Here is an 18,499-nt window from a genome sequence, read left to right on the forward strand (position 1 = left end):
TCTCTATGGCTAAAGCCAATGAAATTAAACGCGGAACCGCAATCAATCACAATGGAAAACTATTATTAGTCAAAGACATTGATATTCAATCACCAAGCGCACGTGGTGCAAGTACGCTGTATAAGATGCGTTTTACCGATATTCGTACTGGTCAAAAAGTGGAAGAGCGCTTCAAAGGTGATGATATTCTCGAAACGATTACATTAACCCGCCGTAGTGTCAGCTTTTCATACATTGATGGTGACGAATATATCTTCATGGATAATGAGGATTTCACTCCGTATCACTTTAAAAAAGAGCAGATTGAAGAAGAATTGCTGTTTATCCCAGAAGATGGTTTACCGGGAATGCAAGTGATGACAATGGAGGGTCAATTGTTGGCTCTGGAATTACCACAAACTGTTGATATGTTGATTGAAGAAACTTCACCGGGTATTAAAGGTGCATCAGCAAGTGCCCGTACAAAACCGGCAAAAATGAGCACAGGGCTAACTATTCAGGTTCCTGAGTACCTGAGTTCCGGAGAAAAGATTCGCATTCATATTGCAGAACGCCGTTACATGGGGCGTTGCGATTAATTCTGTATTTTTGAATATAAGTTGCTCTTTTCTGATAAAAGAGCAACTTATTAGCTGTTTAAATTAAAAATAATCCACATTAATAATCGCCAAACGCTTTTTATTATCAGTCCATTTCACTTTAGAAACACCTATATTTCCTGGAAGCATAATGTTCCCTGTTTTTTTGGTTTTGTATGCTGAAACAATTTGTTTTACTGTAATATTTTTACCCTGTCGATAACAGGAGATATTGGCCTGAGTATCTGATACAACGACCTGACATCCTGGATCAACAATAGAGCCTGTAAATTGTATCTTTCCACTTGTAGGTTGTGCATATCCATAAAAAACCCATGAAAGCAACAAACCGCTAATTAATAGTTTAAGATAATTTTGCATGGTTACCTCACTTCGTTTGTCCATTAACTAAAACTCAGTTACCTTTTTATTCCTTCATCTCCATCATAAATATTTAACGTGAAAAAAATACGACATTAATACCTTTTATTGATTTATATCAAAGGTGAATTTATAGCTAAAAAGAAAGATACAACTTTTATTAATTAATTTAAAAAACTGTTATTAAGAACCACTATTTAAGTTAAACCAAAAATAAGATATAAATAAATTACTAAGCTATTGAAATTAGATAAGCAAGAAAATAAGAGGGTTGTTATATAACATTTAGTGATAAGTTATAGTGACAAATCTTAATTCTTTTTTTGCTTCAACAAATCCTACTCCTTTTGCCAAAATATATGTTGGTCATTAAGATGGATTGTCACTACTCTTCTGTGAATTGCATTATTTTTTCTTATGTATTTGCTGTTATGGTACTTATACCAACAAGCTGTTCTCTCAATTTTTCCATTGCAATTATTAGATAAGCAAGGGGGGTCATCAGCAGTAAAATCATAAGATCGGAAGGTACCAGATTTTAATTCTAAATCTGGAGGATAATGAGCCAATACAGGATAAGATAAAAATATAAACAAAAATATGACCATGTTTCTTAACATAAGCATTTAACCTCTGCAACAGGTATCACTACCTTTTTCGGTTTTAACCCCATGCCAATTCCTAAACCAGATAATGGTTTAACGCTCTGTTATCTATATAACGATATAACGGAAAATGAAACAATTTCTTTATACGTTTTATTTACCCTGACCACAATTCGACATAATATACTAACAAATTAGGATATGAAAAAATCAACCATTAATTATTTAATAATAGTCAGTGCTCAATAATTACACCAAATATATATTATCGGTACTGAAATAGTCATTTAACTATTTTTTCGATATCCTGATATTATTCATATAACAATGATATTAAATTCAATCAATATAAAACATGAATACATAAACGCTCTACAGATTACATATTAAACAGCCGAACGATTACCCTTTCCCCTAAATTTTGTTATAGTGCCTGACAGTCTATCTGGCTACCAAAATCCATTGTCGCATTAAAATAGGTAACACATGACCCGTAGTCACCCATTAGCTATACTTATACTCAATATGCTTGGTATCGGCCTGTTTTTCTCATGGTATTTACCTGAGAATCACGGCTTTTGGTTTCATATTGATTCAGCCATTTTTCATTATTTTAATGAAAAACTACTGCCAAATTCAAAATTTGCATTATTTGTTGCTATCGTAAATATAAGAGCATTTGACGTTATATCACTCTTATGTATGGGATTACTTTATTATAGCGCATTTCGTAAACAAGATTACGCAGGAAAACGCCGTCTTTTTATGATTGGTCTGGTCATGCTGATAACCGCAGTGATCATAAATCAGATTGGGCATCAGATCCCTGTCAGCCGCCCAAGCCCGACTTTAACATTTGAAAACGTCAATCGTGTGAGCGAAATGACAAGCTGGCATACCAAAGATGCTTCCGGTGACAGCTTCCCCGGAGATCACGGGTTAATGTTGCTTATTTTTAGCTGTTTCATTCTTCGATATATTTCTCGCGGTGCATTCTTTATCGCTTTATTGATCATGATTGCTTTTGCCCTTCCTCGTATTATGGCTGGAGCACACTGGTTTACCGATATTGCTGTTGGTTCACTGTCACTCTCTTTAGTCGGAGTGAGTTGGGTGCTGTTAACGCCTCTGAGTGACTCCTTAGCCATATGGTTAGATAAAAAGTTACCCCATATCGGACAGGCTCGCTAAAAATCTGTAATTATCGGGGGGGAGATATGCGCTATCTCCCCGATAATATTAACTTTTCCTCCAACGAGGAAAAAACAAGCAAAATAATTGTAACCTATTAGTTTATAATCTAATTTATTGTAAATAATTCTTTTTATCTCTCGCTTTTTTCTCTGGCTTTCTGTACTCTTTCGCTGGTCCTTTTATTAAAATACTCACTTTGTAAAGATATTAATAAAATGTGTGACTTCACACACTTTAGGGACGAAAAGTTTGTTAATTCGCTACGTTATACTAGTCTTTAGGGCGTTTAGTGTTTTTCTGGTGGCGATGAGTCACATTAAGGACTGCAAGGGAAATTAATATAATGGTCAAGTCTCAACCAATACTGAGATATATATTGCGGATTATTCCCGCAATTATCGCGGCAGTGGCACTGACCGCATGTAGTTCTCCAGATTCTCAGATACGTAGTAAAAAACCTGAAATTCAGACCGTAAACAATCAGAATGGTCAAAAGCATTTTCTTCTGCAAACATCGCAGGATGAATTTGAAACGTTAGTTAAAAATCTGGATATCAAATCTAAGATCCTTAACCAATATGCAGACTGGAAAGGCGTTGCCTACCGGCTCGGTGGCAATACGAAACGTGGCATTGACTGTTCAGCCTTCGTGCAGCGCACCTTTCACGATCAGTTTGGTATGGCGTTACCCCGTTCGACATCGCAGCAACAGAGTGTAGGCCAGACAGTCAGCCGCACTAAACTACAAGCAGGTGATTTAGTCCTCTTTAAGACAGGTGTTCACAGGCGCCACATCGGTATTTATATCAGCAATAACCAGTTTGTACATGCTTCAACCAGCAGCGGAGTTATGGTTTCCAAATTAACGGATACTTATTGGAGCAAACGCTATTACGGTGCACGACGTGTTTTAGCTGATAATCTTAAGGCCTCAATATAACCTCTGTTTTTTTCCTTATTTCTTCTCTTGCAGAATAAAAAACGCTTCCAGATGGAGGCGTTTTTTATTTTACTATTCTTAATTAAAGAGGGTAAAACGCTGTTATATTTTCAGCAATTGCAGCACCTAATGTTTTCAGTCGGCATATCACCGCACTTTCATCCTCTCGAGCAAAAAACAAACACGGCTCTCCTTCCCACTCAATTACCGCACTTACTATTTGCATATCAGAAATAGACTGATGTATATCATGCAAAATACGACCCGCATGTTCACCCTCATGGCTTAACAATTTCAACCCCATCAGGATATTCCCTATCTCTGTCTCTTCTTCTGACAAGATTTCAACTCTTGTCCCAACAAAACCAGATGACCACCGATAACTTTGCGGCAGTCTGTGTACTACCGAAAGTTGGATATTATTCACGTATTATTCCTATCAGAAACAACATTAATACATCTAACCACCAGCTGTTGGCTACCGGCTCGTCAAAACCGAATAACCAGCCAACGAAAAGTAAATAAAAAGTTAAAATAAAAATTACAACATCACACTTTTTTCGTCTTTTTTTTGGAAAAAAATGAGATCAAACTCGCACTTTCTATATATTTATACTGTTTTGGTAAAAAATTCAACTTATTTTTATGCAAAACAGCAACTTTTTATTCAAGATTTATTTACAAATCAATGTTTATCCTAACTATGTTACACCATGATATTTTTATAATATCCTTGTATTACATGCAGTTAAAAAAACAAGCTATTTACTATATGGAACCATATATTTAACAATTTTAAATTAACAAAAAAGAAACATGAGAGAGTTTGTTAGCATCATAAAATTAACAACCATCTATATTTATTTATTATTCTATATTCGTCGTACTTCAATCAGATTCCGATATAGCAGCTTGATTTAGTAGGCAGGCAATGAAGGTGTGATTTAAAATGCTGGATGCAGATATAAGAAACCACCTAGTACAATCGGTGGTTTCTATTGGTTATGTATTTATTTTATTTTTTTGCTTTGCCCGCATAGATAATCAGTGCCATTGCTGATATTACGCATAAAGCCATTGAACCGACCATTGGCCAGGCACTTTTTTCTGGTGCAGAAGATAACACTGCCCCAACCAGGGCAGCAATACTGAAACGCAAAGTCCCTGATAATGAAGCGACAGTTCCGGCCATGTGGGGATAGCCATCCAGAACAACTGCCATTGAGTTAGAAGTAATCAGAGAAATACAACTGATATAGATTGCGACACCCAGCACCAAAGAAATAAAACCCAAATCCAGCATCGTGCTAAATAATAGCCATAACCCCATAATAAACTGCACAAAAATGCCAAATTTCAACATCTTTAATGCACCGTATTTGCGGACAAACTGGCTATTGATAGTTGTCATGACGAACATAAAAATAATGTTCAACCCGAAATAATAGCCAAAATGCTGTACAGGGACACCATGCAGTTGAATATAAACAAATGAACCAGCACTGAGAAAGGAGAACATTCCGGCAAAAGAAAAACCGCTAGCCAAAATATAGCACAGCACTTGACGCTGCCTGAACAGCATTACAAACTGCCCCAGAGTAACTCTTAAGTTAAAATGCAGCCTTTTCTCTTTAGGTAATGTTTCCCTGATAAAAACAGCGACTAAAAGCGCCGCTATTACAGCCGCTATTGCAATAGACCAGAAAATAGCATGCCAGTTAAACCACATCATCATGATTCCGCCCAGCATAGGTGCCAATAGCGGAGCAATAATCATAACCAGTGTCACAAACGACATGCTGCGTGAAAATTCATCTTTTGTGAACATATCGCGCATTAAAGCATTAATAACAACACTGGCAGCAGCAGCAGCGAAACCATGCAAAAACCGCATGGAAATAAAGGTGTCAATATTCTGAGCCAGAGCACATGCAGCGGAAGATATTGCAAAAACAATCACTCCCCCCAAAATAACCGGCTTACGTCCAAGACTGTCAGACATTGGACCATACACTATCTGACCAATCGCAAACCCTAAAATATAGCTGTTCAGGGTCATTTGCACTTTGCCGTCACTGACGCCGAAATCAATGGCTATAGTCGGCATACTCGGCAAATACATATCAATTGCCAGTGGCATCAGCATAGAGATCAGCCCAAGGATAAGGACTAATCCCAAATAAGATAATCGTTGTTGTTGCACGCGTTTTTTCCCAAAACAACTTGATAAAATAGATAAAAATTAAGCTGTTGGCATTTGTATGCTCTTGATTTCGCTCTCTGTCAGCATTCTGTAGTCGCCGGGCTCCAAATCAGGGTCCAGATAAATATCACCAATACGCTCACGATGAAGTTCAACGACATGATTGCCAACAGCAGCGAACATTCTTTTTACCTGATGATACCGCCCTTCGCTGATCGTCAGACGTACTAGCTGAGGCTCGATAATTTCTAATTTTGCGGGCTTCGTCAGTGTTTTTTCCCCATTCAACATAATACCTGTGAAAAATTTTTCTTCCGTATCTGCTGATATTGGGTGCTCCAGTGTCACAAGGTAAGTTTTTTCACAATGATGTTTAGGTGAGGTGATACGATGTGACCACTGCCCATCATCGGTCAATAAAACTAAGCCTGTTGTATCAATATCCAACCGCCCTGCTGAGTGTAGTTTATGGGCCACAGGTTCATCGATAAAATATAAAATAGTCGGATTTGATGGATCATCAGTCGAGCATACATATCCCTGTGGTTTATTCAGCATAAAATAACGCGGGCCATCTAATTGGCTCAGTATTGTTCCTTCATATGCAACTGTCTGTTCAGGTTTCAGTTTATATGCCCCTGTTTTAATAACTTCATCATCGACAGTAACCCGCCCAGCCCGTAATTCACGCCCAACATCATTACGGCTGATGCCTAATTGTTGTGATAAAAATTTATCCAATCGCATGTATAGCTATACCTAAAAAATAATCTGATAAAAATAGAAAAAACAACTTTAAGCCTACTACTGATTGGTAAGATTAAACAGATAATTTATGGAGTAATCGTAAAATCAATAAACATAGCAGGCAAAAATGCTATTCTCTCTGCTAAAGATTTTTTATCCGATATTCGTGACAGTAAGATAACAATGGCCTTTACTTTACGCCCTTATCAGCAAGAAGCGGTAGATGCAACCATCCGCCACTTTCGCCAACATAGAGAACCCGCAGTTATTGTCTTACCTACCGGCGCAGGTAAGAGTCTTGTCATTGCTGAGCTGGCAAAACTGGCACATGGACGGGTTTTGATTCTGGCACATGTTAAAGAACTTGTTGCACAAAACCACAGTAAATATTGCTCGTATAATCTGGAAGCAGATATTTTTTCTGCCGGATTACGCCAAAAACAGAGCGAAGGAAAAGTTGTTTTTGGTAGCATTCAATCTGTTGCCCGCAACCTAGATCATTTTAATCATCAATTCTCACTATTAATCATCGATGAATGTCATCGGATCAGCGATAACGAAAACAGCCAGTATCAACAAATTATCCAACAACTCCAAAAAAATAATCCTAGACTTCGCATTCTGGGCTTGACCGCAACGCCTTACCGTTTAGGCACTGGCTGGATATATCAGTACCACTATCACGGTATGATCCGAGGTGATGAAAATTGCTTCTTTCGTGACTGTATTTATGAACTTCCACTGCGCTATATGATAAAACACCAGTTTCTGGTTCCCCCGGAAAGACTGGATATGCCGGTTATGCAGTATGATTTCAGTCAGGTACGTACCAGCCAGCAGGGTATTTTCAATGAAGCTGATTTGAATCGGGAAATTAAGCGACAAAAGCGCATCACGCCACATATTGTCAGACAAATTATTGAGTACGCAGAAGCTCGGAAAGGCGTCATGATTTTCGCAGCCACAGTTGAACATGCTAAAGAAATTTTCCTGTTACTCCCGACAGAACAAGCTGGATTGGTCAGTGCCGATACTCCGGGACATGAGCGAGATATCCTAATTAATGCATTCAAACAGCAGCAGTTGCGTTATATGGTCAATGTTGCTGTTCTGACAACCGGGTTTGATGCCCCTCATGTCGACCTCATTGCAATATTGCGTCCGACTGAGTCCGTTAGCCTTTATCAACAAATCGTTGGGCGGGGGTTGCGTTTATTCCCGGATAAAAAAGAATGTCTAATCTTAGATTATGCAGGTAATCCCCATGACCTCTATACACCAGAAGTCGGAAGCCAAAAACCCGACTCACAAAATCAGCCTGTACAGGTATTCTGCCCACTCTGCCAATTTGCCAATACCTTCTGGGGAAAATGCACCGCAGAAGGAGACATAATTGAACATTTCGGACGCCGCTGTCAGGGATGGGAAGAAGACGAAAATGGAAAAAAGCATCAATGTGATTTTCGCTTTCGTTTTAAATCGTGCCCACATTGCGGTACGGAAAATGACATTGCCGCCCGGCGTTGTCACCGCTGTCAGGAAGTACTGGTTGATCCTGACGATATGCTGAAAGCGGCACTTAAGCTCAAAGATGCTCTGGTACTACGCTGCGGGGGTATGCAGTTAACTCCGGGTAGTGATAACAAAGGCGAATGGCTCAGGATTACTTATTATGATGAAGATGGCGCAAATGTAACTGAATTATTTCGTTTAACAACACCAGCCCAAAAAAAAGTGTTTGAACTTCAATTCATACGCCATCATCAACGTGCTCCGGGTATTCCTTTATCGTGGAAAACCGCCGACGATATAGCTCACCAACTTCCTTTACTGCGACACCCAGATTTTGTTGTAGCACGAAAAAAAGGGCAATTCTGGCAGATCCGGGAAAAAATATTTGATTATCAGGGCCGCTTCCGGCGGGCTGATGATCTGTATTAAATGACACAATTACTCACAGTGAGTACTTTCTATTTGCTGTCATATCGGTTTTTCGTTAAAATGCCGCCCGCTTAACGTAATACATAATGTTAGGCCAAATATCGAACCTGCTGCTGGGTCGCCTGTAGCAGGATTTATTTTCTTCTTTTATAGAGAAAAAATGATGTTAACTATCAATGCAGAAGTACGTAAAGAGCAGGGTAAGGGTGCGAGCCGCCGCCTGCGCAGAGCTAACAAGTTTCCAGCAATCATTTATGGTGGTAACCAAGAGCCAGTATCTATCGAACTGGATCACGATGCAGTTATCAACCACGAAAGCAAGCCAGAATTCTACGAAGTTCTGACTCTGGTCGTTGATGGTAAAGAAACTACAGTTAAAGTGCAGGCAGTACAGCGTCATCCGTTTAAACCTAAACTGACGCACATTGATTTCCTGCGTGCTTAATTAGCCAGAATCGAGCTTTTATCGGGACGCCGAGTAAATAACGCCGCATTTGCGGCGTTATTTATTTCTGCCTTTTACAAAACATTTAATCTTAAACGGAAAAGATTAGCGATTATTACTGCCACGACGTTGTAACTGATCCCGCAGATTTGGTGGCGTACCCTTAATCGTCAACGTATCCGTTGCTGGGTCCCAGAAAATCCTTTCGCCAAGTAACATGGCATCAAAATTAATTGTTAATCCGCCGCCACTGCCAGCAAATTTAGTCAATTGACGCAACGTACTGCGATCTGCCGGAAAGCTCTCTTCCAGCTCATAACCTTGGCCTTGAGAGAATTGCTGAAAGTTCTGCTCACCTAATGGCGGTAACTCCTGCGATAATTCTTGCAATTTAATTTCTTCGCCGGACTGTAACTGTTCATTACAGTAACTATAAACCTGTTGGCGGTAAGCCTGCCGCTCATTTTTATCAAGTTGAGCAGATTCGCAGTAATCATCCACTGCCTGCAATAATCCTTTATTCTGTACTTTAGCATTCATTCCCTCACTGGCAGCAAGGAAATCCATGAAAAAGTCAGATACCTTGCGGCCTACCCGCCCTTTCAGGAAAGTCAGATAACGGCAGGATTCAGGATTAGTTTCCCATTCTGTCAAATCAATTCTGGCAACAATATCTGCATGTGGAATATCAAGATATTGTGTCGTATTGACATCCAGAGCCTCATCGACAGAAGTGCTGCTACAGCTATTCAGAACTGCGATGAGTAAATACTCCACAGCCAAATACCGATACTGGCAAAATAATACTGTGCCGCCTTCTGCAAACGGGTATTTTATCAATTCATCTTTCAGACGAACGGTCGCAGCCCGGCTAAAACCTAAAAAATCTTCATTTCCCTTGCGCTGATGACGAAGTGATTCAGCCAATTCACTTTCATCACTGAACACACCGTAAGCTTTGCTTTTAGCGCTATACACACGATGTAACTCAGCCATCATCTCTTCCACTACCTGATTGGTATCCAGCAGAGAATCCCGCAAAATGACTTTCAGTGTTTGTTCGTCACGTTTAATCAACTGATGTAACGCGATCTGGGTAATTTCCAGACTCATTATTTATACTCCTTTTACAACACCGACCTTCAGAGCCTTGCAGTTAGCGGCGTATTCAAACACTGTTCTTTCTCTGCTGCAACCAAAAAACCCAATGATGGAAAAGTGTTCACAATTTAATTATTAGCATTACCCATATCAAAGACTAAAATGAGGCAGCAGGTACAAAAGTGGCAACAATTTGTACAATAAGGAAATTAAATTGTTATAAAAAAGCAGAAAATAACCCCTCTATACGGTAATATATTGGACTTTGTACATTCAGGATATTTGAGTCATGCCACAGTCATCTCGCTACAGCGATGAAAAAGTTGAACATTTATTAGCTGAACTAGTAAGTGTTTTCGAAAAAAACCAAGTGCCTACCGACCTTTCTTTGATGGTTTTAGGCAATATGGTTACGAATTTAATCAACACGAGTATTGCACCAGCCCAACGCAAACATATCGCAAACTCGTTTGCACACGCGTTACAATCTTCAATTAACGAAGATAAAGCGCATTAATTTTTCCATTAAAAAATTAACGTAAGAAAATATGGTGACTAACCGCCAGCACTATCGCGAAAAAGTTTCTCAAATGATCAGTTGGGGGCACTGGTTCGCTCTGTTCAATATCGTGTTCAGTCTTGTGCTGGGCAGTCGCTATTTATTCGCATCCGACTGGCCGGGTTCGCTGTTTGGTCGCATTTATGCGCTGGTCAGTTGGCTCGGTCATTTCAGCTTTATTGTTTTTGCTGCTTATTTACTGGTGTTATTTCCCCTGACATTTATTGTGATGTCACAACGTTTACTGCGATTTCTTTCCGCAGCACTGGCAACCGCAGGGTTAACACTATTAATATTTGACTCGTCCATCTATGTGCGTTTTCACCTGCATCTGACACCATTGGTATGGGACTTAGTCACGAATCCCGAACAGGGTGAACGAGCAAGAGAATGGCAGTTAATGTTCATCTGCATTCCGGCTATTTTTCTGGTACAGATGCTGTATGGTACATGGAGTTGGCAAAAATTACGCAGCCTGAACAGGCAAAAATTCGGCAAACCGTTGGCGGCTGTCTTTATTACTGCTTTTGTCGCCTCCCATATGATGTATATCTGGGCAGATGCCAATTTCTATCGCCCTATTACCATGCAACGCTCAAACCTACCGCTTTCATACCCCATGACCGCACGTAAGTTTCTTGAAAAACATGGCTTACTGAATAAGACTGAATATCAGCGGCGCATAAATCAACAAGGTAACCCGGCAGCTCTGACCATTGAATACCCACTGAATAATCTGTCTTATCGTGATAGCGGTCGCGGTTACAATCTATTATTGTTGGTTGTGGATAGTCTGGATAATAGTGATATCACAGCCAATACAATGCCATTCCTTGAGCGCTTTACAAAAAGCAACATTCAGTTCACTCAGCATTTTAGTACCGGTATGAAAAACGACACTGCATTGTTCGGGTTATTCTACGGTATATCATCAGGCTATCTGGATAGCATTCTTACTAGCCGGAAACCCTCAGCATTTATTGATGCCTTAACTCACCAAAGGTATCAGTTTGGTTTGTATTCATCAGATGGATTCCAGACACCGCTTTATAGGCAGGCTATTTTAACTGATTACTCCCTTCCTTACGAAGCTAACCCGAATGACAACCTGACTGTTGAACAATGGCAGCAATGGCTAAATTTGCGTAATAATACTACACCGTGGTTCTCATTCTTAAACCTTAATGGTATTCCTCCTTCATCAATTAAAGTTGATAAAAAAGCACTGGATACTGATATCAACAATGTTTTAGAAACGTTGAAGAATAAAGACATCCTAAACAATACCATCGTTGTTATCACAGCCAAGCATGGCAGAACCGCGACAAACAATGATCCCAAATGGTTCATTGATGGCAAATTTAACCGCAAACAAATGCACGTTCCATTGATCATTCACTGGCCGGGAACACCTGCACAAGTTATTAACAAACTGACCGGTCATCAAGATGTTATGACAACATTAATGCAGCGTTTATTGCATGTAAGTAACTCACCGGAAGATTACTCACAGGGAGAAGACCTTTTCAGAGCTCAGAGAAATATTCCTTGGCTTATCACCGGCGAGAACGGTTCACTAATTGCGACAACAGTTGAAAATACAATTTATCTTTCCAAAGATGGGGAATACCATCTATACGATTCAGATGGCAGTGAAATCCAGAACGCGAAGCCGAATCTTACTCAACTATTACAAATACTAACTGAAATCAAACGATTTTTAGCAAACTAATTGTCGAAAAATCAATCACTCACTAAGTAAGGGGCTTGCTTTGCGCATAAAAAAAGGTACTATAAGCAAAGTCATCGGCATGTAGCGCAGCCTGGTAGCGCACCGTCATGGGGTGTCGGGGGTCGTAGGTTCAAATCCTATCATGCCGACCAAATTTCCCTAGAAAAACCAACCTGTTATGGTTGGTTTTTTTATGTCTGCAATTTGTTCATGGTAAAATGATGGTAAAATTCTGGTAAAATGATCGACGAAAAGTGGCAAAGGTAGGCTAACTTCAGAGTAAATTTTACTGTTAACCAAAGGTGCATGAAGATTCTTTTTTCTTTCTTCTTTTCCTGATGATTACAATCTGTAACAAATTAAATTAATTGATTGCCTTGTACCTTTATCTTCCTGATATACCCCTATCAAATTATATTCCATCCGTCTGTTGCACGTATTACATTAATCCAACAATCCAACATTAGAAATACAAAATTAAGAAGTCCCTAACCTCAAAAATTAAAGAATACATAGATTTTTAGGAAAAAACATATAGATAGAATAATTCCCATATTGAACTAAAATAAATAATTGTAAAAGGGGAAGATTACCATCCCCCTTATCTAACAGAATATTTAGTTTTTATCACTCACTAATTAGAATTTGATCCCAATGCATAGGCGATGCTAGTATGTTGAAACTACTAGAGCTTGTTAAGCGAAGAGCTAGCCAATTATTTCCCATTAGGGTATACACAGGAATTACACCCGTCAAAGCTGGAATTAATACAGGAAAATGCCATCCCTTTTGAGACCACTCTCCAAACCTAAAATAAAGTAATTTACCTAAAACATTACGATTGCAATAAACATTGTCCCCTTCTCCAGCCCAACCGGTCCATATTACAGTTTCCATTGTGCGACTTTTCTGCATGTAACGCTCATTGCTCTCCCTTTTAGTATAGCTTTCTCCTCTCAGTGCATAATTCCCTGCAGGTTGGTAATTCCCACGAGATTGATATCGCCCATCGGATTCCCCTTTTGTGTAACTTTCTCCACGAATGGCATAATTGCCTGCGGGTTGGTAATTACCCTGTGGCTGGTACTTAGAATCTGATTCCGGTTTAGTGTAACTTTCACCTTTCAACGCATAATTGCCTTTCACCTGAAAACGAGCATCCGACTCCTTCTTGCTATAGGCTCCCACATCATCAGCAGTCATGTCAGCTTTTAATTCTACCCAAGCATTGCCTGCTTTTGGCTCTTCCTTATTGTTCTCAATGCGTGATTGCCAGAGTTTTTGTTTATGGTAGACCAAAGTACGCAGAGGGTAAGGTGGAGCCTCAGCAGACCATTGAGCCGCACCAAAGGTCTGAATTTCGCCTACTGCTCCCGTAATATCGTGAAAAATCCCGTTCATTTTTTCACGTTCAATATCCCTTGCTGTAGGATCTTCATTCTGGTCACGTCCGTAAGCCTCACCATAACCCTGAGCATACGAGACAGCGCCGTCTGATGGAGCTTCATCAGGAATAGAAACTCTGTTACCCTGCTCGGCGAAAGGAACTTTAAATATTTTTGTCATGGGATTAAGCTCCGAAATGGCTGTTAAAGAAATTGGCATGTGAATAGCCAAAGCCAAAGATATTACTGACACTGTTTTCGATCTGATTTAGTGTGCCAGTTTGTTTTTCCCTGATTGAAGTATCAGAAATCACATCACCGTTTTTCGTCGTCTTATCCGGTTTATTATCTTGAGTATTCATGTATGCCCCTCATTTAATCAACAAAGTACATTGCTAAATAATATGAAGGCGGTAGGTACGTCTCCGCCTGTAAACATCAAATTAGGTTTATCGATACGGAAGAGTCTGTTCTAGTGAATTTTTGTTAAGTGATGCAGGAGTTTATTACGTCATACTTTTATAACAGAAGAATGTTACGTAACGCATTAATAAATTTTATTTTTTAATCACAAAAAATGAAATATCACATCATATTCATGGAGAACATGTTATGCTTATTAGTTGAATCCAAGCCTTTCAAAGACATCATCTAACGCCATGTTTCATATTAACTTTTACTTGTAGTGTTTTGAAATCATTTTCGGATAAATACTCCTTCGCCTCTTCAAGATAAAAAACTATTTCTGAGCATTCTTTTTGAAGAGCACTATCTAATATGGAGCACAACTAAATACCGCTATTATTCGCCGATTTCAATAAGAACAAGGTCGTGTAAGCATCTTGCTAACTGCGCTGTAGCAATGCTAGATGCACATCATAATTGAAAAATCTAAATAAAATTGATAATAATCCCACCTAGTAGTAAACTTGATCATAACATAAATTAAATTAATTGATTGGAATTAAAAATGATCCCAAAAAGAATTCACTATGTATGGGTTGGGAATCAGCCAAAATCTGAATTAATCTTAAGATGTATTGAAAGTTGGAAAAAAAATCTTCCAGATTACGAAATTATAGAATGGAATAATGGAAAGTTTGAAAAAATAAAAAACACATACTCCGAGCAAGCTTATCTTTACAAAAAATGGGCTTTCGTTTCTGACTATATCAGACTTTATGCGCTTTATCATGAAGGTGGTATATATTTAGATACTGATGTGGAAGTCACAAATAATTTAGATCATTTTCTTCATTTGGATTTTTTTAGTGGCTATGAAAATTATCACGGAAACTACGCTCCTATTACATCAGCTGTCATGGGTTCAAAGGTAAATAACCCTATAATAGCCGATTTGTTAAGTTATTATACAACTGCCGAATTCGAAAAAAAAGATGGAATTGATCTGGAGCCTAATACATCACGTATTAGTAGATATTTCTCCGAAAAATTTGGGCTACAAGCACCTTATGATGGCTCACAGATAACACAATTAAATGCTAACTCTATAATTTACCCATCTTATTACTTCTGCACTCCAGAAAAAGAATTAGAAAATTATTGTATTCATCATTTTAATGGTTCTTGGCTACCATTTTACTCTCGAAAAAATAAATTAAACATCTTTAATAAATTCATTATATCTCGATTCCATAAGTTAACTGATACCAATAAAACGATATCAAACGAAATTGCATCAAACGAAAAAATATTATTTAAATTCCCCATATCAAAGAAAAAGCAATTTGCATTAATAGTTAGAAAATAAGAACTCAATTTAAATAGCAGGCTTCATATAAGCCTGCTACTTATTTTTCTAACTCAACAACCACCTACTAAGGTAGGTGGGTTAGTCAATTTTATTTAGTCATTGATACTGATACAATCCAATTACCTGAAAGATATGACATCCGCCGACCACCTCCATCAATACTAACTCTCATATTATTATCTCCCCCAACCCAATACGTAATCCCATCAACAGGCGCACAATGCATAAAGAACGCTCCGCGTTCGTTAAAAAAATAGACCGTTTTACCACGTACATCTTCTGATAACCCGACAACATCTCCAGGCTTTATTGTGCCACCAAAATAAATCCTTACCATCTGACTACTCTTTGACTGATAGCGCCCATCACTCTCTCCTTTGGTATAACTCTCCCCCCTAACCGCATAATTCCCTGCCGGTTGATAACTGCCCGCTGGCGCGTAGTTTCCGGCAGGTTGATAATTCCCTCGCGGCTGGAATTTACCATCAGACTCCCCTTTCGTATAACTTTCCCCGCGAACGGCATAATTACCGGCTTGTGCATAATTTCCTTTTGACTGATAGCGGGAATCCGATTCCGGTTTGGTGTAGCTCTCGCCTTTGGGTGCATAACTGCCCGCCGGAGCATAATTACCTTTGGGCTGGAATCGCCCGTCACTGTCATCTTTCGAATAGCTATATCCGGCAGCCAAATAATTCCCCACAGGCTGATATTTCCCATCCGATTCGGGCTTGGTATAACTCTCACCCCTCAACGCATAATTTCCGGCAGACTGATAGTTGCCCTTGGGCTGAAAACGGTTATCTGCCTCTTCCTTGCCATAACTGTATCCTGCGGGGGTGTAATTACCCAATGGCTGAAATTGCTGGTTGGCTTCTTCTTTGCTATACGCCCCCACATCACCGGCGGTCAGATCCGCTTTCAGTTCAATCCATGCATTGCCGGTTGTCGGTGCTTCCTTGTTATTCTCAATCCGTGACTGCCAGAGTTTTTGCTTATAGTACACCACCGCCCGCACAGGATACGGCTGGGCCTCCGTAGACCATTGTGCCACGCCAAAGGTCTGCATTTCCCCTACCGCTTCGGTAAGATCGTGAAAAATCCCGTTCATTTTTTCACGTTCGATATCTTTTGCCGCCGGATCGGTGTTCTGGTCACGTTCATAATCGTAACCATAGCCTTGTGTGTAGGAAACTGCGCCATCGGGCTGGACTTCATTAGGAATAGCAACCCTGTCCCCTTGCGCCGCAAAGGGGGTTTTAAAGATTTTTGTCATGGAATTAAGCTCCGAAATTACTGCTTAAGTAGTTGGTGTGTTTTTTGCCGAAGCCAAAGGCTTTTCGGGTGACAACACGGTATTTCACCCCGACGCCGGAGGGACGTGGCATCAGATCAAAGTTCTCCAGCAGCACCCTGAGATTTTCATCGGGGTTAAAGTTGAAGACGTAATACATATAGGTCATATCGAGCGGGTCAAGGACAAACACTTTACTGTCATTACGCCAGAAAAAGCGTTCCAGAAAGGTGTTGATATTGGTTACCGTCGGGCTTTGAGTCAGGTTGAAGTAGCGCATGCGGATAATCAGACGTTTTTGTTCTGCCGTTAGCATCAGGGTGTAATCGGTGTTGCGCCGGAAATTTCCCTTAAAATTTCGTTTCTTGCCAAAACCTAAGCCAATTTTGGTTTTGTCACTGGGTGCCACATCAATCCCCAGTGACACATCCAGAATACGCGCCCAGACCGCCAGCCCGAAATCACTGGCAGTATCGATATTAAACACATCCCTGTACCAATTGTTCCAAAACGCCACGTTTGCACGATGAAACCAGTCAGCCTTATGTTGAGCCAGTCTGTTTAACCGGGGGGCGTTCTCGTACTGCCACAATATCGCCCGTAATAGATCAGAATGAAAATCCAGTTGCTGTATCTTCATGTGATCACCACCTGCACAGAGCTGCGATGCAACCGCGCGATTTCATTCAGCTTAATGGGAATAATTCCGGCCTGCCATGTTTTACCGTTCTGTGACAATTCAACGTTAGTGATAAACAGACGCGGCTCAATGGCATTGATGGCTGCCGCAATTTCAAAGGGAGAAACTTCCCGCCCGACCACCAAACCGTTATCCCCGTCAATGTCACCCCGTACCCATTGCTCAACAGCAGCAGGAATAAGACGCTGGGCGTCAATGGGGGATTTTTTCACCGTCACCCGACAGAAAATCACCTGTTCGCTCGGACGGTCGAACCGGATCTCATATTCCTGCCCGCTGACGCGTTCCGTGACATTGACCATCTCCTGCCCGTTATAGGCTGCGCCAATAGTTTTGGTACGCAACAGCGCACGGGCTATGGCTTCGCGGTCACCCCCTTCCACACAGACATAGACACTGTGCGGCAACAGTTTGATGCCATCCACGATAATAATCTGAGGACCGTAATTTTCCCGAAAGGAGAGCGAATTTACGCCTTCCAGTTCATACAGGGAGGAGGTGATCGCCTCTCCCACGCTGACGGTATTTTTAGCCAGTGTCTGTTTGCGCCGACGCCGGGCACTGATATCGGATTCAGCCTCACGCCCCACCACGGCATGGGTAGGGTTACTGACCGTTTCCCAGCCCAGCACCGAACTGGCGACCCGCTCAAGGTGCCCAGCTTTACATTCCATCGCACCGGACTGCACCGCCCGCATATCGCCCGTGGTTTTACCATTTTTACCGATAATCAGGGTGCCCGTCGTTTCAAACTGTATACCGGTGACGGATTCGGCTTTCGCCCCCTGCGGGATCACCGTATCAGGCACACCACCAAATTCTGAAGTGGTCAATTAAAATTGGTCACAACCTTAGCACTTTTCCAAAATAATCGTTCTGATTCATTTGGCGTGAGCCCATTGTTATACCAATGGGGGCGG

17 protein-coding genes, 1 tRNA gene and 1 pseudogene are annotated in these 18,499 nt (G+C 40.4%); 9 read left to right on the forward strand and 10 right to left on the reverse strand.

Annotation, left to right across the window (positions count from 1 at the left end):
• The first annotated feature begins 5 nt into the window (after positions 1–5).
• The gene (yeiP, locus tag Xinn_RS13880) at positions 6–578 is read left to right on the forward strand and encodes an elongation factor P-like protein YeiP (protein ID WP_086953590.1); all 573 of its coding nucleotides are present in this window, start codon (positions 6–8) and stop codon (positions 576–578) included.
• Between the two features lie 63 nt (positions 579–641).
• On the opposite strand, the gene Xinn_RS13885 is transcribed toward yeiP, so the two are convergent.
• Positions 642–983 carry a type 1 fimbrial protein gene (locus Xinn_RS13885; RefSeq protein WP_244590206.1) on the reverse strand — a complete coding sequence of 114 codons (342 nt, stop codon included), beginning with the start codon at positions 981–983 and terminating at the stop codon, positions 642–644.
• A gap of 1,067 nt (positions 984–2,050) precedes the next feature.
• Here Xinn_RS13885 and Xinn_RS13890 point away from each other — a divergent pair.
• Both Xinn_RS13890 and mepS read left to right on the forward strand, forming a co-directional pair.
• Positions 2,051–2,755, forward strand: coding sequence for a phosphatase PAP2 family protein (locus Xinn_RS13890; protein ID WP_086953589.1), 705 nt, complete (start codon positions 2,051–2,053; stop codon positions 2,753–2,755).
• 346 nt (positions 2,756–3,101) lie between these two features.
• Positions 3,102–3,698, forward strand: a complete 597-nt coding sequence (gene mepS / locus Xinn_RS13895; RefSeq protein WP_086953588.1) for a bifunctional murein DD-endopeptidase/murein LD-carboxypeptidase — start codon at positions 3,102–3,104, stop codon at positions 3,696–3,698.
• A gap of 82 nt (positions 3,699–3,780) precedes the next feature.
• Here mepS and Xinn_RS13900 read toward each other — a convergent pair whose 3' ends face one another.
• The 3 genes from Xinn_RS13900 to rsuA all read right to left on the reverse strand — a co-directional run bounded on the left by Xinn_RS13900 (position 3,781) and on the right by rsuA (position 6,648).
• Complete coding sequence (locus Xinn_RS13900; protein WP_086953587.1) at positions 3,781–4,125, reverse strand: YejG family protein; 345 nt, start codon at positions 4,123–4,125, stop codon at positions 3,781–3,783.
• 588 nt (positions 4,126–4,713) lie between these two features.
• The gene (locus tag Xinn_RS13905; protein WP_086953586.1) at positions 4,714–5,901 is read right to left on the reverse strand and encodes a Bcr/CflA family multidrug efflux MFS transporter; all 1,188 of its coding nucleotides are present in this window, start codon (positions 5,899–5,901) and stop codon (positions 4,714–4,716) included.
• Positions 5,902–5,940: 39 nt separating this feature from the next.
• Positions 5,941–6,648, reverse strand: coding sequence for a 16S rRNA pseudouridine(516) synthase RsuA (gene rsuA / locus Xinn_RS13910; protein WP_086953585.1), 708 nt, complete (start codon positions 6,646–6,648; stop codon positions 5,941–5,943).
• 183 nt (positions 6,649–6,831) lie between these two features.
• Between rsuA and radD the strand changes: the two genes are divergently transcribed.
• Complete coding sequence (gene radD, locus Xinn_RS13915; RefSeq protein WP_086953584.1) at positions 6,832–8,589, forward strand: DNA repair helicase RadD; 1,758 nt, start codon at positions 6,832–6,834, stop codon at positions 8,587–8,589.
• Between the two features lie 163 nt (positions 8,590–8,752).
• Complete coding sequence (gene rplY, locus Xinn_RS13920; RefSeq protein ID WP_086953583.1) at positions 8,753–9,034, forward strand: 50S ribosomal protein L25; 282 nt, start codon at positions 8,753–8,755, stop codon at positions 9,032–9,034.
• 105 nt (positions 9,035–9,139) lie between these two features.
• On the opposite strand, the gene yejK is transcribed toward rplY, so the two are convergent.
• Positions 9,140–10,147 carry a nucleoid-associated protein YejK gene (yejK, locus tag Xinn_RS13925; RefSeq protein ID WP_086953582.1) on the reverse strand — a complete coding sequence of 336 codons (1,008 nt, stop codon included), beginning with the start codon at positions 10,145–10,147 and terminating at the stop codon, positions 9,140–9,142.
• Between the two features lie 277 nt (positions 10,148–10,424).
• Between yejK and Xinn_RS13930 the strand changes: the two genes are divergently transcribed.
• The 3 genes from Xinn_RS13930 to Xinn_RS13940 all read left to right on the forward strand — a co-directional run bounded on the left by Xinn_RS13930 (position 10,425) and on the right by Xinn_RS13940 (position 12,578).
• Positions 10,425–10,652 carry a YejL family protein gene (locus Xinn_RS13930; protein WP_086953581.1) on the forward strand — a complete coding sequence of 76 codons (228 nt, stop codon included), beginning with the start codon at positions 10,425–10,427 and terminating at the stop codon, positions 10,650–10,652.
• A 31-nt stretch (positions 10,653–10,683) separates the two neighbouring features.
• Positions 10,684–12,426 (forward strand): LPS biosynthesis-modulating metalloenzyme YejM, encoded by a 1,743-nt coding sequence (gene yejM / locus Xinn_RS13935; protein WP_086953580.1) that lies wholly within the window; start codon positions 10,684–10,686, stop codon positions 12,424–12,426.
• A 75-nt stretch (positions 12,427–12,501) separates the two neighbouring features.
• A tRNA-Pro gene (locus Xinn_RS13940) sits at positions 12,502–12,578 on the forward strand.
• Positions 12,579–13,053: 475 nt separating this feature from the next.
• On the opposite strand, the gene Xinn_RS13945 is transcribed toward Xinn_RS13940, so the two are convergent.
• Both Xinn_RS13945 and Xinn_RS22045 read right to left on the reverse strand, forming a co-directional pair.
• Positions 13,054–14,031 carry a hypothetical protein gene (locus Xinn_RS13945; protein WP_143706509.1) on the reverse strand — a complete coding sequence of 326 codons (978 nt, stop codon included), beginning with the start codon at positions 14,029–14,031 and terminating at the stop codon, positions 13,054–13,056.
• Positions 13,997–14,173 carry a hypothetical protein gene (locus tag Xinn_RS22045; protein WP_169923583.1) on the reverse strand — a complete coding sequence of 59 codons (177 nt, stop codon included), beginning with the start codon at positions 14,171–14,173 and terminating at the stop codon, positions 13,997–13,999. Before Xinn_RS22045 ends, Xinn_RS13945 begins: the two co-directional genes overlap by 35 nt.
• A 608-nt stretch (positions 14,174–14,781) precedes the next feature.
• Here Xinn_RS22045 and Xinn_RS13950 point away from each other — a divergent pair.
• On the forward strand, positions 14,782–15,582 hold the full coding sequence (locus tag Xinn_RS13950; RefSeq protein ID WP_086953578.1) for a glycosyltransferase family 32 protein: 801 nt from the start codon (positions 14,782–14,784) through the stop codon (positions 15,580–15,582).
• Between the two features lie 91 nt (positions 15,583–15,673).
• Here Xinn_RS13950 and Xinn_RS22755 read toward each other — a convergent pair whose 3' ends face one another.
• The 3 genes and pseudogenes from Xinn_RS22755 to Xinn_RS13965 form a co-directional block, all read right to left on the reverse strand.
• The gene (locus tag Xinn_RS22755) at positions 15,674–16,861 is read right to left on the reverse strand and encodes a hypothetical protein (protein ID WP_244590207.1); all 1,188 of its coding nucleotides are present in this window, start codon (positions 16,859–16,861) and stop codon (positions 15,674–15,676) included.
• Positions 16,862–16,865: 4 nt separating this feature from the next.
• Positions 16,866–17,519 (reverse strand): DUF2612 domain-containing protein, encoded by a 654-nt coding sequence (locus Xinn_RS13960; protein ID WP_086953577.1) that lies wholly within the window; start codon positions 17,517–17,519, stop codon positions 16,866–16,868.
• A pseudogene (locus Xinn_RS13965) lies at positions 17,516–18,412 on the reverse strand (baseplate J/gp47 family protein); the annotation flags it as partial. The gene Xinn_RS13960 and the pseudogene Xinn_RS13965, both read right to left, overlap by 4 nt.
• Positions 18,413–18,499: the final 87 nt, after the last annotated feature.

It is taken from the genome of Xenorhabdus innexi, assembly GCF_002632485.1.
Taxonomy (GTDB): Bacteria; Pseudomonadota; Gammaproteobacteria; order Enterobacterales; family Enterobacteriaceae; genus Xenorhabdus; species Xenorhabdus innexi.

What these genes read in the sequence shown, in the direction of transcription:
- mepS (WP_086953588.1), top strand. Translation starts at nt 3,102, where the DNA reads ATGGTCAAGTCTCAACCAATACTGAGATATATATTGCGGATTATTCCC.
- Xinn_RS13950 (WP_086953578.1), top strand. Translation starts at nt 14,782, where the DNA reads ATGATCCCAAAAAGAATTCACTATGTATGGGTTGGGAATCAGCCAAAA.
- Xinn_RS13890 (WP_086953589.1), top strand. Translation starts at nt 2,051, where the DNA reads ATGACCCGTAGTCACCCATTAGCTATACTTATACTCAATATGCTTGGT.
- Xinn_RS13930 (WP_086953581.1), top strand. Translation starts at nt 10,425, where the DNA reads ATGCCACAGTCATCTCGCTACAGCGATGAAAAAGTTGAACATTTATTA.
- Xinn_RS13885 (WP_244590206.1), bottom strand. Translation starts at nt 983, where the DNA reads ATGGACAAACGAAGTGAGGTAACCATGCAAAATTATCTTAAACTATTA.
- rsuA (WP_086953585.1), bottom strand. Translation starts at nt 6,648, where the DNA reads ATGCGATTGGATAAATTTTTATCACAACAATTAGGCATCAGCCGTAAT.
- Xinn_RS13960 (WP_086953577.1), bottom strand. Translation starts at nt 17,519, where the DNA reads ATGAAGATACAGCAACTGGATTTTCATTCTGATCTATTACGGGCGATA.
- rplY (WP_086953583.1), top strand. Translation starts at nt 8,753, where the DNA reads ATGTTAACTATCAATGCAGAAGTACGTAAAGAGCAGGGTAAGGGTGCG.
- Xinn_RS22755 (WP_244590207.1), bottom strand. Translation starts at nt 16,861, where the DNA reads ATGACAAAAATCTTTAAAACCCCCTTTGCGGCGCAAGGGGACAGGGTT.
- Xinn_RS22045 (WP_169923583.1), bottom strand. Translation starts at nt 14,173, where the DNA reads ATGAATACTCAAGATAATAAACCGGATAAGACGACGAAAAACGGTGAT.
- Xinn_RS13945 (WP_143706509.1), bottom strand. Translation starts at nt 14,031, where the DNA reads ATGCCAATTTCTTTAACAGCCATTTCGGAGCTTAATCCCATGACAAAA.
- yejK (WP_086953582.1), bottom strand. Translation starts at nt 10,147, where the DNA reads ATGAGTCTGGAAATTACCCAGATCGCGTTACATCAGTTGATTAAACGT.
- yeiP (WP_086953590.1), top strand. Translation starts at nt 6, where the DNA reads ATGGCTAAAGCCAATGAAATTAAACGCGGAACCGCAATCAATCACAAT.
- yejM (WP_086953580.1), top strand. Translation starts at nt 10,684, where the DNA reads ATGGTGACTAACCGCCAGCACTATCGCGAAAAAGTTTCTCAAATGATC.
- radD (WP_086953584.1), top strand. Translation starts at nt 6,832, where the DNA reads ATGGCCTTTACTTTACGCCCTTATCAGCAAGAAGCGGTAGATGCAACC.